Source organism: Roseibium sp. RP-7 (assembly GCF_053005225.1).
On the sequence record NZ_JBRKQA010000001.1, the window covers coordinates 2,787,234 to 2,800,724 of the forward strand.

Annotated in this window: 13 protein-coding genes; 8 read left to right on the plus strand and 5 right to left on the minus strand. The window is 57.3% G+C overall.

All coding sequences use genetic code 11. The features are described from left to right. Positions 1 to 77: 77 nt before the first annotated feature. Together arfB and ACVDG9_RS12530 are read right to left on the minus strand one after the other, a co-directional pair. On the minus strand, positions 78 to 539 hold the full coding sequence (gene arfB / locus ACVDG9_RS12525; protein ID WP_055654348.1) for an alternative ribosome rescue aminoacyl-tRNA hydrolase ArfB: 462 nt from the start codon (positions 537 to 539) through the stop codon (positions 78 to 80). Then, positions 536 to 1,216 (minus strand): TetR family transcriptional regulator C-terminal domain-containing protein, encoded by a 681-nt coding sequence (locus tag ACVDG9_RS12530; protein ID WP_447238120.1) that lies wholly within the window; start codon positions 1,214 to 1,216, stop codon positions 536 to 538. Before ACVDG9_RS12530 ends, arfB begins: the two co-directional genes overlap by 4 nt. A 478-nt stretch (positions 1,217 to 1,694) precedes the next feature. On the opposite strand from ACVDG9_RS12530, the gene aptA reads away from it, so the two are divergent. From aptA to mazG, 8 genes are all read left to right on the plus strand, one after another. Beyond that, on the plus strand, positions 1,695 to 3,023 hold the full coding sequence (aptA, locus tag ACVDG9_RS12535; protein ID WP_447238121.1) for an omega-aminotransferase AptA: 1,329 nt from the start codon (positions 1,695 to 1,697) through the stop codon (positions 3,021 to 3,023). Positions 3,024 to 3,068: 45 nt separating this feature from the next. Continuing rightward, positions 3,069 to 4,325, plus strand: coding sequence for a Zn-dependent hydrolase (locus tag ACVDG9_RS12540; protein ID WP_055654352.1), 1,257 nt, complete (start codon positions 3,069 to 3,071; stop codon positions 4,323 to 4,325). 100 nt (positions 4,326 to 4,425) lie between these two features. Then, positions 4,426 to 5,196: an endo alpha-1,4 polygalactosaminidase gene (locus tag ACVDG9_RS12545; protein ID WP_447238122.1), complete on the plus strand. Its 771-nt coding sequence runs from the start codon at positions 4,426 to 4,428 to the stop codon at positions 5,194 to 5,196. 69 nt (positions 5,197 to 5,265) lie between these two features. Beyond that, positions 5,266 to 6,723 carry a dihydropyrimidinase gene (hydA, locus tag ACVDG9_RS12550; RefSeq protein WP_447238123.1) on the plus strand — a complete coding sequence of 486 codons (1,458 nt, stop codon included), beginning with the start codon at positions 5,266 to 5,268 and terminating at the stop codon, positions 6,721 to 6,723. Positions 6,724 to 6,843: 120 nt separating this feature from the next. Then, positions 6,844 to 7,650, plus strand: a complete 807-nt coding sequence (locus tag ACVDG9_RS12555) for an ABC transporter ATP-binding protein (protein ID WP_152507646.1) — start codon at positions 6,844 to 6,846, stop codon at positions 7,648 to 7,650. A 119-nt stretch (positions 7,651 to 7,769) separates the two neighbouring features. After that, a complete protein-coding gene (locus ACVDG9_RS12560) occupies positions 7,770 to 8,693 on the plus strand; it encodes an ABC transporter permease (protein WP_022998592.1) in 924 nt (307 codons plus the stop codon). Beyond that, entirely contained in the window at positions 8,690 to 9,835 is a 1,146-nt protein-coding gene (locus ACVDG9_RS12565; protein ID WP_075283187.1) for an ABC transporter permease, read from the plus strand. Before ACVDG9_RS12560 ends, ACVDG9_RS12565 begins: the two co-directional genes overlap by 4 nt. Before the next feature lie 76 nt (positions 9,836 to 9,911). Beyond that, positions 9,912 to 10,733, plus strand: a complete 822-nt coding sequence (mazG, locus tag ACVDG9_RS12570; protein WP_447238124.1) for a nucleoside triphosphate pyrophosphohydrolase — start codon at positions 9,912 to 9,914, stop codon at positions 10,731 to 10,733. Between the two features lie 40 nt (positions 10,734 to 10,773). Here the strand turns inward: mazG and hflX are convergent, their stop codons facing one another. The 3 genes from hflX to ACVDG9_RS12585 form a co-directional block, all read right to left on the minus strand. Continuing rightward, complete coding sequence (hflX, locus tag ACVDG9_RS12575; RefSeq protein ID WP_447238309.1) at positions 10,774 to 12,054, minus strand: GTPase HflX; 1,281 nt, start codon at positions 12,052 to 12,054, stop codon at positions 10,774 to 10,776. Positions 12,055 to 12,174: 120 nt separating this feature from the next. After that, entirely contained in the window at positions 12,175 to 12,432 is a 258-nt protein-coding gene (hfq, locus tag ACVDG9_RS12580; RefSeq protein ID WP_173006241.1) for an RNA chaperone Hfq, read from the minus strand. 187 nt (positions 12,433 to 12,619) lie between these two features. Next, positions 12,620 to 13,483, minus strand: a complete 864-nt coding sequence (locus ACVDG9_RS12585; protein ID WP_022998588.1) for a D-amino-acid transaminase — start codon at positions 13,481 to 13,483, stop codon at positions 12,620 to 12,622. Positions 13,484 to 13,491: the final 8 nt, after the last annotated feature.

A 13,491-nucleotide genomic window follows, 5' to 3' on the forward strand; every position in this document is an offset into this window, starting at 1 on the left:
ACTATAGGTAAATATATCTAGGGTTGCTGCGCACATGTACGGCACGGACCTGTAATCGACGCCATGCTCTACGTCCGTTAACCGTCGTAACCACTTGAACGGCCGCGCATTTTCTTGATCTGACCACGTTGTTTCTTGGCGTCGAGACGACGCTTCTTGGATCCGAGGGTCGGTTTCGTGGCCTTGCGGGGTTTCGGCTTTTCCGTAGCCTTTCGAAGCAAGTCCAGCAAACGCTCCAACGCGTCTTCCCGATTCCGTTCGCGGGTCCGGAACCGATCCGCCTGCAAGACGATCTCGCCGCCCAGAGTCAGCCGGCTGCCTGCAAGCCTCGCCGCTCGCGTCTTGACGTCTTCGGGAAGTGTTTCATTGCCGGCAAGGTCGAACCGCAGTTGAACTGCCGTTGAGACCTTGTTGACGTTCTGCCCGCCAGGCCCGGAGGCGCGAATGAAATCTTCTGTGAGATCATCCTTGAGGATGAACAGGCGTCCGGTCACTGCAATCTTTGAAGCAGCAAAGGGATCGTCCGTCTCGCCGCTCATACCGCCTGATCGCTCTCGGTCGGCAACTTCAGGCCGACACCGTTCAAGATAAGCGACGTCACCGCCGCTTCCGCTTCGGCCTGGAAGGCCGCGTCGGAAAGGTCCTTCCCGGTCAACGCCTTGATCTGCACCGAAAAGTCCGCGTAATGCTGGGTGGTTGCCCAAATCGTGAAGATGAGATGGACAGGATCGACACTTCGCATCTTGCCTGCCGCAATCCAGTCTTCGATCACCTGACTTTTTTCGGCCACCAAACGCTTCAGATCCGTTTGCAGGATCGGCAAAATCTGTGGCGCCCCCTGCATCACTTCGTTGGCAAACAGCTTTGAGGCTTCCGGAAACCTGGCAGACATTTCGATCTTCTGGCGAATATAGGCAGCCAGTTCCTGCGCCGGCTCCCCATCCGGATTGAGCGTTTTCAAAGGGGCAAGCCAAACCTCCAGAATATGGGCCAGCGTCGCGCTATAGATCGCCTCCTTGGAGGAGAAGTAATAGAGCAGGTTGGACTTCGACATTCCGGCATCCGCAGCGATCCGCTCAACTGTCGCGCCGGAAAATCCCTTCATGGAAAACTCGCCAAGCGCCGCTTCCAGAATCAGGGACCGGTTCTTTTCCTGGATCCGGCTCAGCCCGCCTGATTTAAAGGATGCCTGCGTCTGCTCGCCCAAATCCGCCATCTACCGTTCCGTCTTCTGCCGCGAAGGGTCGCAACCCTACACCCAAACCACACGGCATTTTTCCGGAAAAAACACCGATTTCACAACTGGCAAGTTCAGCACCGGAGGGAATGACCAGAAATTAGTCATGACGACCGGATTTGCATCTTGACCATTTGGTCAAATCCCTCCTAGGGTAAATTGACCAGATGGTCAGAAGGCTAGTCGATTGATCCGTCCCTCGCAATGGGGATGTCTTGAACAAACGGCAGCCATCGGCCAACTCGGGAACCCCGGCAACCCGGGGCGGCTGCAAGGCCAGACAGAGGATTTAGGCGAACGGGAAAGAGGCAAAAGCCCATCCGGAACGCCAGGGAACAGTGTGGGGAGAGGACCAGCGCAGTCGGCACTGCCGTTGACGCAGTGCGCGTGCTATTCCTTCCATCACAAATCAGCAACAGTCGGCCGCTTCAAGCACGAAGGGTCGCAAGGAGGACGTATGTCAGCATCGAGCCAGGCTGCCACCAACAATCTCGAAGCTTTCTGGATGCCGTTCACGGCCAATCGGCAATTCAAGCAGGCCCCACGCATGTTCGTGTCGGCCAAGGACATGCATTACACCACTGCCGACGGCCGCCAGGTTCTCGACGGCACGGCCGGCCTCTGGTGCTGCAACGCCGGTCACTCCCGTCCCAAGGTCGTTGAAGCGGTCCAGAAGCAGATTGCCGAGCTGGACTATGCACCCGCCTTCCAGATGGGCCATCCCAAGGCATTTGAACTTGCTGCGCGTCTCGCGGCCATGATGCCCTCCCCGCTGGACCATGTCTTTTTCACGAATTCCGGATCGGAAAGCGTGGACACCGCACTGAAGATTGCACTTGCCTACCAGCGCGCGATCGGACAGGGCACTCGCACCCGTTTGATTGGCCGTGAACGTGGCTACCACGGTGTCGGCTTTGGCGGTATATCGGTTGGCGGCATCGTCTCCAACCGCAAGACCTTCGGCACGATGCTCACCGGCGTCGACCACATGCGCCATACGCACGATCCCGAGCGCAATGCATTCTCGCGCGGCATGCCGGAAAACGGCGCTGAATATGCAGAAGAGCTGATCCGTATCATTCAGCTTCATGATCCCTCGACCATCGCAGCTGTCATCGTTGAACCGGTCGCCGGCTCGACCGGCGTTCTGATCCCGCCCAAGGGATATCTGGAACGCCTGCGCGAAATCTGCTCTGAGCATGGCATTCTGCTGATTTTCGACGAAGTTATCACCGGTTTCGGTCGTCTGGGGTCACCGTTTGCGACTGACTTCTTCGGTGTAACGCCGGATCTTGTCACAACAGCGAAGGGCCTGACGTCCGGCGTCGTCCCGATGGGGGCGGTGTTCTGTACATCGGACATCTATCATACGTTCATGACCGGCCCGGAACACATGATTGAGCTGTTCCACGGTTATACCTATTCCGCGCATCCGCTCGCATGCGCAGCCGCTCTTGCAACACTCGACACCTACGATGAAGAAGGCCTGCTGACACGTGCGGCTGACCTTGCTCAATATTGGGAAGACGGCCTGCATTCGCTCAAGGATTGCCCGAATGTCATCGACATTCGCAACCTCGGTCTGATTGGCGCAATCGAACTGACGCCAATTGCAGGAGAACCGACGAAACGGGCGTTCTCGGCGTTCCTGAAGGCCTACGACGACGGGCTGCTGATCCGCACGACTGGCGATATCATCGCCCTGTCCCCGCCGCTGATTATTTCGAAGGAACAGATCGACGAGTTGTTCGGCAAGCTGCGCAGCGTGCTGAACGCCATCGACTGATACCCGGCAAACAAGAGACAAAGACACGTTTTAGGAGACACAAGCATGGCAGCCCCCGGCGAAAACCTGAGGATCAACGCAGAACGCCTCTGGGACAGTCTGATGGAGATGGCAAAGGTCGGCCCGGGTGTTGCCGGTGGCAACAATCGCCAGACCCTGACCGATGCCGACGCCGAGGGCCGCAAGCTGTTCCAGAAATGGTGCGAGGAAGCCGGCATGACCATGGCGGTCGACACCATGGGCAACATGTTCATGACCCGGCCGGGAACAGACCCGGACGCCCTGCCCGTCTATGTCGGCTCGCACCTCGATACACAGCCGACTGGCGGCAAGTATGACGGCGTTCTCGGCGTGCTCGGCGGACTGGAAGTCATCCGAACAATGAACGATCTCGGCATCAAGACCAAACACCCGATCGTGGTCACCAACTGGACCAACGAGGAAGGCACTCGCTTTGCACCGGCAATGCTTGCGTCAGGCGTCTTTGCAGGTGTGCATACACAGGACTGGGCCTATGACCGGGCCGACCACGAAGGCTTGAAGTTCGGCGATGAGTTGAAGCGCATCGGCTGGGTTGGTGATGAAGAAGTCGGTGCGCGCAAGACCAAGATGCACGCAATGTTCGAACTCCACATCGAACAGGGTCCGATCCTGGAAGCCGAGGGCAAGGATATTGGTGTTGTGACCCACGGCCAGGGCCTTTCCTGGACGCAAGTGACGGTAACCGGCAAGGACAGCCACACGGGCTCCACGCCGATGCCCATGCGCAAGAACGCCGGCCTCGGCATGGCCCGTATTCTTGAACTGGTGGATGAAATCGCCTGGTCGCATGCTCCACATGCTGTGGGTGCAGCCGGCCACATCGAGGTTTTCCCGAATTCACGAAACGTGATCCCCGGCAAGGCTGTCTTCACGATCGATTTCCGCTCTCCGGATCTCGCCGTCATCAAGGATATGGAAGATCGGCTGAAGACAGGCGCCAAGAAGATCTGCGATGACATGGGACTGGACGTCGAATTTGAAAAAGTCGGCGGTTTCGACCCGGTAGAATTCGACAAGGGATGCGTCGAGGCGGTTCGCAACGCTGCCGAGCGTCTCGGATATTCCCATCAAAACATCATTTCCGGCGCGGGTCACGATGCCTGCTGGATCAACAAGGTCGCGCCAACCGCGATGATCATGTGCCCCTGTGTCGACGGTCTGTCGCACAACGAGGCAGAAGAGATTTCCAAGGATTGGGCGAAAGCGGGTGCTGACGTCTTGTTCCACGCGGTGGTCGAGACTGCGGGTATCGTGGAATAGCACAAACATCGGCCAACCTGTCGCGTCAGCGACCGGATTTAGCGAACACCTGACTGCCTCGGACCTGAACCGAGGCCCGTTACAGGGAATTGAGAGGAACATGACTTTTAATGGAAAGGCACTGGCAATGGTCTGCGCCCAGTTTTGGGCCGCAGCACCTGTCTTTGCCTTTTCCGTTGGAGACAGCTGGGACTGGCAACTCACAGAGCCGGTCGATCTCGACAGGAATGTCAGGGTTCTGGATTTGCACCCAGACCTTGTGACGCCGGATGACCTGGCAGCTCTCAGGCAAAAAGGTGTCCGCACCATTTGCTATGTCAGCATCGGAACCCTGGAAAACACCTCCGAGGATTTCAACGAATTTCCGGATGACGTGCTCGGCAAAACCTATGAAGACTGGCCGGACGAGCGTTTTCTCGATATCCGCCGTCTTGATGTCCTGCTTCCGATCATGAAATCCCGCTTCGAAGCCTGCAAGAACGAGGGTTTCGACGCGATTGAACCTGACAACATGGACGTTCATGACAACGACAGCGGATTTCCGATTACCGCAGACGACGTTGTTGCCTATGTCGCCAGACTGGCCGCCATTGCCCATTCGCTCGAACTCGGCATCGGGCAGAAGAATGTGCCCGACCTGACTGCCGATCTGATCAACCACATGGACTTCCTGATCGCCGAAAGCTGTTTTCAGGACAAATGGTGCGACGACGTCAACGCCTATGTCCGGGCAGGCAAGCCGATCTTCGATGCAGAATACACGGACCGGCCGATAGACTTTCAAGAAGCCTGCGAATTCGCAGCGCAGCAGAACATTGCGATGATCCTGAAAGACCGGGATCTGACGTCACCGGTACAAACCTGTCCATGAGGCAGGCTGACGAAGGAAATTTCCGGTGCAACGCACCGGACGAGTGAACAAACGAGAAGGGGAACACAAATGGCCAGCAAAGTGATCAAGGGCGGTACGGTTGTAACTGCCGATCTTTCCTACGAAGCCGATGTGAAAATCGAAGGTGGCCGCATTGTCGAAATCGGCCCCAACCTGTCTGGTGACGAAACCCTGGATGCGACCGGCTGTTACATCATGCCGGGCGGCATCGATCCGCACACCCACCTCGAAATGCCGTTCATGGGAACATTCTCTTCGGACAATTTCGACAGCGGCACACGCGCAGCGTTGGCCGGTGGCACGACAATGGTCGTTGATTTCGCCCTGCCCTCACCCGGCCAGTCGCTGCTGGAAGCCCTGCAGATGTGGGACAACAAGTCATCAATGGCCCATTGCGACTATTCCTTCCACATGGCGATCACCTGGTGGGGCGAAGAGGTCTTCAATGACATGCAGACCATCGTCCAGCAGAAGGGCATCAACACGTTCAAGCACTTCATGGCCTACAAGGGCGCCCTGATGGTGAATGACGACGAGATGTTCGCCTCGTTCTCACGCTGCGCCGAGCTTGGCGCCCTGCCGCTCGTGCACGCGGAAAACGGCGATGTCGTCGCCACCTTGCAGCAAAAGCTGCTGGCGGAAGGCAACAATGGCCCCGAAGCACACGCCTATTCCCGCCCGCCGGAAGTGGAAGGCGAGGCAACCAACCGCGCAATCATGATCGCGGATATGGCTGGTGTACCGGTCTATATCGTTCACACGTCTTCGGAACAGGCGCATGAGGCCATTCGCCGGGCTCGCCAGAACGGCATCCGTGCCTATGGCGAACCGCTCATCCAGCATCTGACGCTGGATGACAGCGAATACAAGCACGCCGACTGGGACCACGCCGCACGCCGGGTTATGTCGCCTCCGTTCCGCGACAAGAAACACCAGGACAGTCTCTGGGCTGGTCTCGCTTCCGGCTCCTTGCAGGTGGTTGCGACCGACCATTGCGCATTCTCCACAGATCAGAAGCGCACCGGTGTCGGCGATTTCACCAAAATCCCGAACGGCACCGGTGGTCTTGAGGACCGGATGCCGATGTTGTGGACATATGGCGTGAATACAGGTCGCCTGACACCCAATGAATTCGTCGCGGTCACTTCAACCAATATTGCAAAAATCTTGAATATCTATCCGAAAAAAGGAGCAATTCTGGTTGGCGCAGATGCCGATCTTGTCGTCTGGGATCCAGAAAAATCGAAAACCATTTCCGCCTCCAGCCAACAGTCCGCCATCGACTACAACGTCTTCGAAGGCAAGGCCGTCAAAGGGCTGCCGCGCTACACACTCACCCGTGGCCGCGTTGCAGTGGAAGACGGGACCGTCAACCACAGCCAGGGTCATGGCGAATTTGTCGCCCGCAAGCCGTATCAGGCCGTCAACAAGGCGCTAAGCACGTGGAAGGAACTGACGGCACCGCGTAAGGTGGAACGCACCGGCATTCCCGCCAGCGGCGTCTGATCCAATCCGGCCCCGCCTTTCAAACAGGCGGGGCCTTCAAGAAAAGAACACGTCAATCCGGACCCGACTCGTGCCGCGAGGAACTTGATGACTGCACTTGCCAGCGCAAAGGACACCGAAATGGTGGAAAACAAACAAAGCGCCAGCCCGAACCGGGTGATCGATATCGAGAACCTCTCGCTGACATTCGAGACGAACGACGGCCCGGTTCACGCGCTTTCAGACATCGATCTGAAGATCGAAGAGGGAGACTTCGTTTCCTTCATCGGTCCGTCGGGTTGCGGCAAGACCACATTGCTCAGGGTTATCGCCGATCTTGAAAAGCCGACCGCGGGGTCCATCACGGTCAATGGTGTCTCTCCGGAACAAGCGCGCCTCAATCGGGCCTATGGCTATGTCTTTCAAGCTGCCGCCCTTTATCCCTGGCGAACGATTGCCAAGAATGTGGCATTGCCTCTTGAGATCATGGGGCTTTCAAAGGCCGAGCAGCAACAGCGGATTTCCCGAAACATGGAGCTGGTGAACCTCACCGGCTTCGAAAAGAAGTATCCCTGGCAGCTTTCAGGCGGCATGCAGCAGCGCGCGTCGATCGCCCGCGCCCTCGCCGTCGAGCCGGATCTGCTCCTGATGGACGAGCCCTTCGGTGCGCTCGACGAAATCGTACGCGACCATCTCAACGAACAATTGCTGCAGCTTTGGGCCAAGACCAACAAGACCGTTGTCTTCGTAACCCACTCGATCCCGGAAGCGGTGTTCCTGTCGACCAAGATCGTCGTACTGTGTCCGCGCCCTGGCCGTATCTACGACGTGATCGAAAGCGATCTGCCTCGCAACCGCAGTCTCGATATTCGCGAGACACCGGAGTTCCTGAAAATCGCCCACCGGGTACGGGATGGCTTGAAGGCAGGACACTCCTATGAAGACTAGATCGCATCGACCTGCGACATTTGTTGAAGTCGACCCTGCCGTGGAAATCCAGGCCCTTGATGGTGTTGCGACCAGGGTTTGGCAGCGTATTTTTGCGATTGCAGGAAAGGCGCGGATACATGACTGACGCCTCTCTTTCGCAGACCCGTAGCACGAACCCATTTGCCGGTCTGATGTCTGGAACGGTCGGGCCGGTCACCGTCGTAGTCTTGGCGATCATAGCGCTCTGGTATGTCGCTGCAGTCGCACTTAACACCCCATTCCAGCAAGACATGTATGAGCGCGCCGGACAAAGTGATGTCGGGTTCTCTCAACTGGTCACCGATACGCTTTACCAGGAGCGCCCGGTCCTGCCTGCGCCGCACCAGGTGATTGTGGAAATCTGGGACACGACGGTAAACAAGAAGATCACCTCCAAGCGATCGCTGGTCTATCATACGGGCATCACACTCTCTTCGACGCTTCTCGGGTTTCTGATCGGCACGACACTCGGCATTCTTCTGGCAATTGGCATCGTTCATTCGCGTGTTCTCGACAAATCGTTGATGCCGTGGGTCATTTCTTCGCAAACCATTCCCATTCTGGCCATCGCGCCGATGATCATCGTCGTTCTCAACGCCGTCGGGATCTCAGGTTTGCTGCCCAAAGCCATGATCTCCACCTACCTGTCCTTCTTCCCGGTCACGGTCGGCATGGTGAAGGGACTGAGATCACCTGAAGTCATTCACATGGACCTGATGCACACTTATTCGGCGACACGCTTCCAGGCGTTCTGGAAACTGCGCCTACCCTATGCAGTGCCCTACCTTTTCACATCGATGAAAATCGGCATGGCTGCCTCTCTCGTTGGAGCGATCGTCGGTGAACTGCCGACCGGTGCCGTGGCCGGTCTCGGCGCGCGTTTGCTTGCCGGCTCCTACTACGGCCAGACTGTCCAAATCTGGTCGGCACTTCTGATGGCCGCCTTTTTGGCAGGGTCCCTGGTTGCCCTGATAGGCATGATCGAGAAGCGCACGCTGAAACGCATGGGGATGGCCGGATGAGCACCATGACCGCAAAAAAGAGCCGCCTCGATATGCCGGCGCTGTTGGCCTGGTTCATCGTAGCCATGGTGGTAGTTGGCCTGTTCAGTCCGATCTTCGGACCGGACTACGGCATCATGGATGTTCCGCGTCTTGCCCTTTGCCTGGTCATCCTGGCAATCGCCGGTGTGCGCTACGAACTAGGCTTCATGCGCAACCCCTTTGGAGACCTTGTCCTCGGCATCATTACCGCCATTGCTGCCTGGCTGCTGATCTCAACCTCCTCGCACCACGTCGGGCAGGCAACGCTCGGTTTCTGGGCCCTGGTAGCAGCAACCTGGGCAGCGGCTTGGCTCTTCGTTGAGCGTCTCGCCACATGGCGCAACCTGTCGCCACTTGCAGCCCGGCTCATCAACCTCGCCATTCCGGCACTCTTTGGCATTACCCTTCTGGTACTGTGGCAAATCGTGGTCACCGGCGCGGGCGTTCCGAAGGTTCTGCTGCCAGCCCCTTCCGAAATATGGGTGCGCCTGACCAATTCCGGACCAACATTGTGGGCTGACTTTCGCCAGACTTTCCTGAAAGCCGTTCTGGCCGGTTACGCCATCGGCTGTGGTTCGGCGTTCATCACTGCCATTCTGGTGGACCGGGTGCCGTTCCTTCGCCGCGGCCTGCTGCCGATCGGCAATCTGGTGTCTGCACTGCCGATCATCGGTGTCGCCCCCATCATGGTGATGTGGTTCGGTTTCGACTGGCCATCCAAGGCAGCGGTCGTGATCATCATGACCTTCTTCCCGATGCTGGTGAACACGGTATCCGGCCTTGCCGCGTCTGATGCCATGCAACGCGACCTGATGCGCACCTACGCCTCCAACTACTGGCAGACGCTTTTCAAGCTGCGTCTGCCGATGGCCATGCCCTTCATCTTCAATGCGCTGAAGATCAATTCGACGCTCGCCCTGATCGGCGCGATTGTCGCTGAATTCTTCGGCACACCAATCGTCGGCATGGGTTTCCGTATCTCCACGGAAGTCGGCCGCATGAACGTTGACATGGTCTGGGCAGAAATCGCCGTTGCCGCCCTCGCCGGATCGCTGTTCTACGGCCTCGTCGCGCTCCTGGAACGCGCCGTCACCTTCTGGCATCCGTCCGTCAGGGGGTGATTTGCCTCTCCACTTGTCATCCCGGATATGCCAAAAGCATCATCCGGATGACAAGCAGACAGGATGTTTCCACTCCATGACTCCCAGCCGAGACATTTCCCGCCTTATCGAAATCATGGCAGCGCTCAGAACGCCCGTGACCGGTTGTCCCTGGGATCTGGAACAGACGTTCGCAACCATCGCGCCCTATACGCTGGAAGAGGCCTACGAAGTCGCGGACGCCATTGCCAAGAACGATCTGGTGGAACTGCGCGAAGAGCTCGGCGATCTGTTGCTTCAGGTCGTCTACCATGCACGCATGGCTGAAGAAGACGACCACTTCGACTTTGGCGATGTGGTCGAGGCCATCACAAAAAAACTGATCCGCAGGCACCCCCATGTTTTCGGTGACGAAAACGGAGAAAAACCGGAACTGGTCAAAGGTATCTGGGAACGGATCAAGGCTGAAGAACGGGCAGAAAAGCGATCCGCCAAGGAAGCCCTCGGTATGGAAGAAGCGCAAAAGGGCTTTCTCGACGACGTCCCGACCGCCTTCCCGGCCCTTCAGGAAGCCGACAAGCTGCAGCGACGGGCTTCAAGGGTTGGTTTTGACTGGAACGATGCCAGACTGGTTCTGGACAAGATCAGAGAAGAAACTCACGAACTCGACGAAGAACTTGCCAAATCCGCTCCGGACAAAGACCGGATCTCCGACGAACTCGGCGACACGTTGTTCGCGCTTGCAAACCTCGCCCGGCATCTGGACATCGATCCCGAAGAATCTCTCAGGCGTACAAACCGGAAATTCCGCAAGCGTTTTGCAGCCATTGAAGCTCACGCAGTGAAAACGGACACGACACTTGAAGCGATGACGCTGGATGAGATGGAAGCAGCCTGGCAGGCCGCGAAGAACAAATAGTTCCCCCTGCCCGGCTCGTTCCGGCTTTCTATCAGGCTAGCTAAAGATAAGCGGCATAAAGCTCGCGAAACGGGCCACGTTGCTTGTCGGAAACGCGCACTTCCGCTGTTACGAAATCTTCGGCATCGCTGCGTTCCAGCACCTCTGCCATCTGATAAAGTTTCGCCAGCAGAGCGCCATCGGCAACGGGGATCTTCACAGTCAGGATGTCGTCGTGCTGCGCCATGAAAGCATCGACACGGGCATAAAGCTGCTCGATCCCTTCGCCGGTCAGCGCGGAAAGGGCAATCGGCCCCTCTTCACCGGCATCTTCCAGCAACTTTTCGCGGTAAGCCGGATCAAGGCAGTCGATCTTGTTCCAGACTTCAATGATTGGCGCGCCCGTCAACGCGTCAACCCCGAGATCCGTCAGCGTCTTCTTGACGTCTTCTGCCTGCGCTTCGGTGTCCGGATGCGAAATGTCCCGCACATGCAGAATGAGATCCGCTTCAAGCACCTCTTCCAGCGTCGCCCGGAATGCGGCGACCAGATGGGTCGGAAGATCGGAGATGAATCCCACCGTATCCGACAGGATGACTTCCTTGCCATGCGGCAAGGCTACCTTGCGCAAGGTCGGATCGAGCGTGGCGAACAGAAGATCCTTGGCAAAAACGTCAGATTCGGTCATCCGATTGAAAAGCGTCGATTTACCAGCATTGGTATAACCGACTAGCGCGACAACCGGTTGCGGGATTTTCTTGCGCTTCTTGCGGTGCAGGTCACGCGTCCGGCGAACCTGTTCCAGCTGTTTCTGCAACGCAATGATCCGGTCCTGAATCTGGCGCCGGTCGGCCTCGATCTGGGTTTCACCTGGACCGCCCATGAAACCTGCGCCGCCGCGCTGGCGCTCAAGGTGGGTCCAGGAGCGGACGAGACGGCTCTTCTGCCAGGTCAGATGCGCCAGATCGACCTGAAGCCGACCTTCCTTGGTGCGGGCCCTGTCACCAAAGATCTCCAGGATAAGACCGGTGCGGTCGATGACCTTGGTCTTCAGCCGGCGTTCAAGATTTCGCTGCTGAACCGGGGTGAGCGGATGATCTATGACAACAAGATCCAGATCCTCGCTTGCAACGATCCCGGCAAGCTCGGCAACCTTGCCATCGCCAAACAGGGTTGCAGGCTTGGGATTGTTGACCCGGACAACGCCGGAATGCGCGATATTGAGATTGATGGCAGCGCTCAGGCCGAGGGCTTCTTCCAACCGCGCTTCCGGGCTGCGATTGCCGCGAAGTTCTGTCTGCGCGGATTCGCCACGCAACTGCAGAACCGGCTCCAGAATCATTGCACGGAAGGGCTGGGGCAGACGGTCCACCCCAGTATCTTTCAACCTTAGAGATTTCTGGCCAGGTTCCTCGGAACCGTTGGATTTAGAAAAATCGTCTGCGCGAGACTTCGGTTTCAATCAGCTTGCCTTTTCAGCGTTTTCCTCAGCCTGATCGAACAGTTGAACAGGTCCGTTTGGCATAATTGTGGAAATCGCGTGTTTGTAAACCAGCTGGGAATGCCCATCACGACGCAGCAGAACGCAGAAGTTGTCGAACCATGTCACGACACCCTGCAATTTCACACCGTTGATCAGAAAAATCGTCAGAGGAGTTTTTTGCTTGCGAACGTGATTAAGAAAAGTGTCTTGGAGATTTTGTGCGCGCTCAGCCATCAGTCTTTTTATCCTATTTGCCCCGGATGCGGCCGAGCATCCGGCGTTTCAGCAGCCTACCGTCAAAAGCCGTTCAGTATCAATGACTAATGTTTGACGCACCGCCCGCTTTTCGTATAGCCCACCAGTCAAGACCGTCTGCCTCGGTCTAAAATAGTTTCGTACTTTCGACCCAATGAGGCCAATCGAATCATACCGCCTGCAAATCAGTAGCAGTATGGAACAATTCGCGCAATCGGGTTGCCACCGATCCAGGATGACCGTTTCCGATAATCCTGCCGTCCAAACGTGTCACAGGCATCACGACAGTCGTCGCTGCCGTGACGAAAGCTTCCTTCGCATCAAAAGCTTCTTCAAGGCTAAACGGTCTTTCCTCAAACGTCAGCCCTTCCTTTTGGACGAGATCAAGAACCACGGCGCGTGTGATACCGCGCAGGATCCCGCTCTCGGCCGGCCGGGTGACCAAAACGCCTTCTTTGGTAACGATCCAGGCGTTTGTCGATCCGCCTTCGGTGACATTGCCGTCGGCATCCACATACCAGGCTTCCTTGCCGCCCTGTTCCTTGGCGTTCTGTTTCGCCAGCACGTTCGGCAAAAGCGCAACGGTCTTGATATCAACGCGCGGCCAACGGTTTTCCGGATAACTGAACACCGAGATACCCTGTTCGGCCTGTGCCTTGGCGGCAGTCGGGCTGGACGAACGGGCGGTCACAACGATCGACGGCGCAACATGCGCCGGCGGGAAGAAGTGATCGCGCTTGGAAACACCGCGCGTCACCTGAATATAAACCAGTCCGTTGCGAACAAGATTCCGACGGACTACCTGATGCAGTACGAATTCCACGGCGTTGCGGGCCATTGGCCAGTCTATGCGCAGCTCACTCAAGGACCGGCCAAGGCGGTCCAGATGGCGCGGAACGTCGACGATCTTGCCCTGCCAGACTTCACAGACTTCATAAACGCCATCGGCAAACTGATAACCGCGGTCTTCAACATGCACCGCAGCATCGGCATGACGCACATACTGGCCGTTGACATAGGCAATCCGGCTCATGGTTCCTC

What these genes read in the sequence shown, in the direction of transcription:
- arfB (WP_055654348.1), bottom strand. Translation starts at nt 539, where the DNA reads ATGAGCGGCGAGACGGACGATCCCTTTGCTGCTTCAAAGATTGCAGTG.
- ACVDG9_RS12530 (WP_447238120.1), bottom strand. Translation starts at nt 1,216, where the DNA reads ATGGCGGATTTGGGCGAGCAGACGCAGGCATCCTTTAAATCAGGCGGG.
- aptA (WP_447238121.1), top strand. Translation starts at nt 1,695, where the DNA reads ATGTCAGCATCGAGCCAGGCTGCCACCAACAATCTCGAAGCTTTCTGG.
- ACVDG9_RS12540 (WP_055654352.1), top strand. Translation starts at nt 3,069, where the DNA reads ATGGCAGCCCCCGGCGAAAACCTGAGGATCAACGCAGAACGCCTCTGG.
- ACVDG9_RS12545 (WP_447238122.1), top strand. Translation starts at nt 4,426, where the DNA reads ATGACTTTTAATGGAAAGGCACTGGCAATGGTCTGCGCCCAGTTTTGG.
- hydA (WP_447238123.1), top strand. Translation starts at nt 5,266, where the DNA reads ATGGCCAGCAAAGTGATCAAGGGCGGTACGGTTGTAACTGCCGATCTT.
- ACVDG9_RS12555 (WP_152507646.1), top strand. Translation starts at nt 6,844, where the DNA reads ATGGTGGAAAACAAACAAAGCGCCAGCCCGAACCGGGTGATCGATATC.
- ACVDG9_RS12560 (WP_022998592.1), top strand. Translation starts at nt 7,770, where the DNA reads ATGACTGACGCCTCTCTTTCGCAGACCCGTAGCACGAACCCATTTGCC.
- ACVDG9_RS12565 (WP_075283187.1), top strand. Translation starts at nt 8,690, where the DNA reads ATGAGCACCATGACCGCAAAAAAGAGCCGCCTCGATATGCCGGCGCTG.
- mazG (WP_447238124.1), top strand. Translation starts at nt 9,912, where the DNA reads ATGACTCCCAGCCGAGACATTTCCCGCCTTATCGAAATCATGGCAGCG.
- hflX (WP_447238309.1), bottom strand. Translation starts at nt 12,054, where the DNA reads ATGATTCTGGAGCCGGTTCTGCAGTTGCGTGGCGAATCCGCGCAGACA.
- ACVDG9_RS12585 (WP_022998588.1), bottom strand. Translation starts at nt 13,483, where the DNA reads ATGAGCCGGATTGCCTATGTCAACGGCCAGTATGTGCGTCATGCCGAT.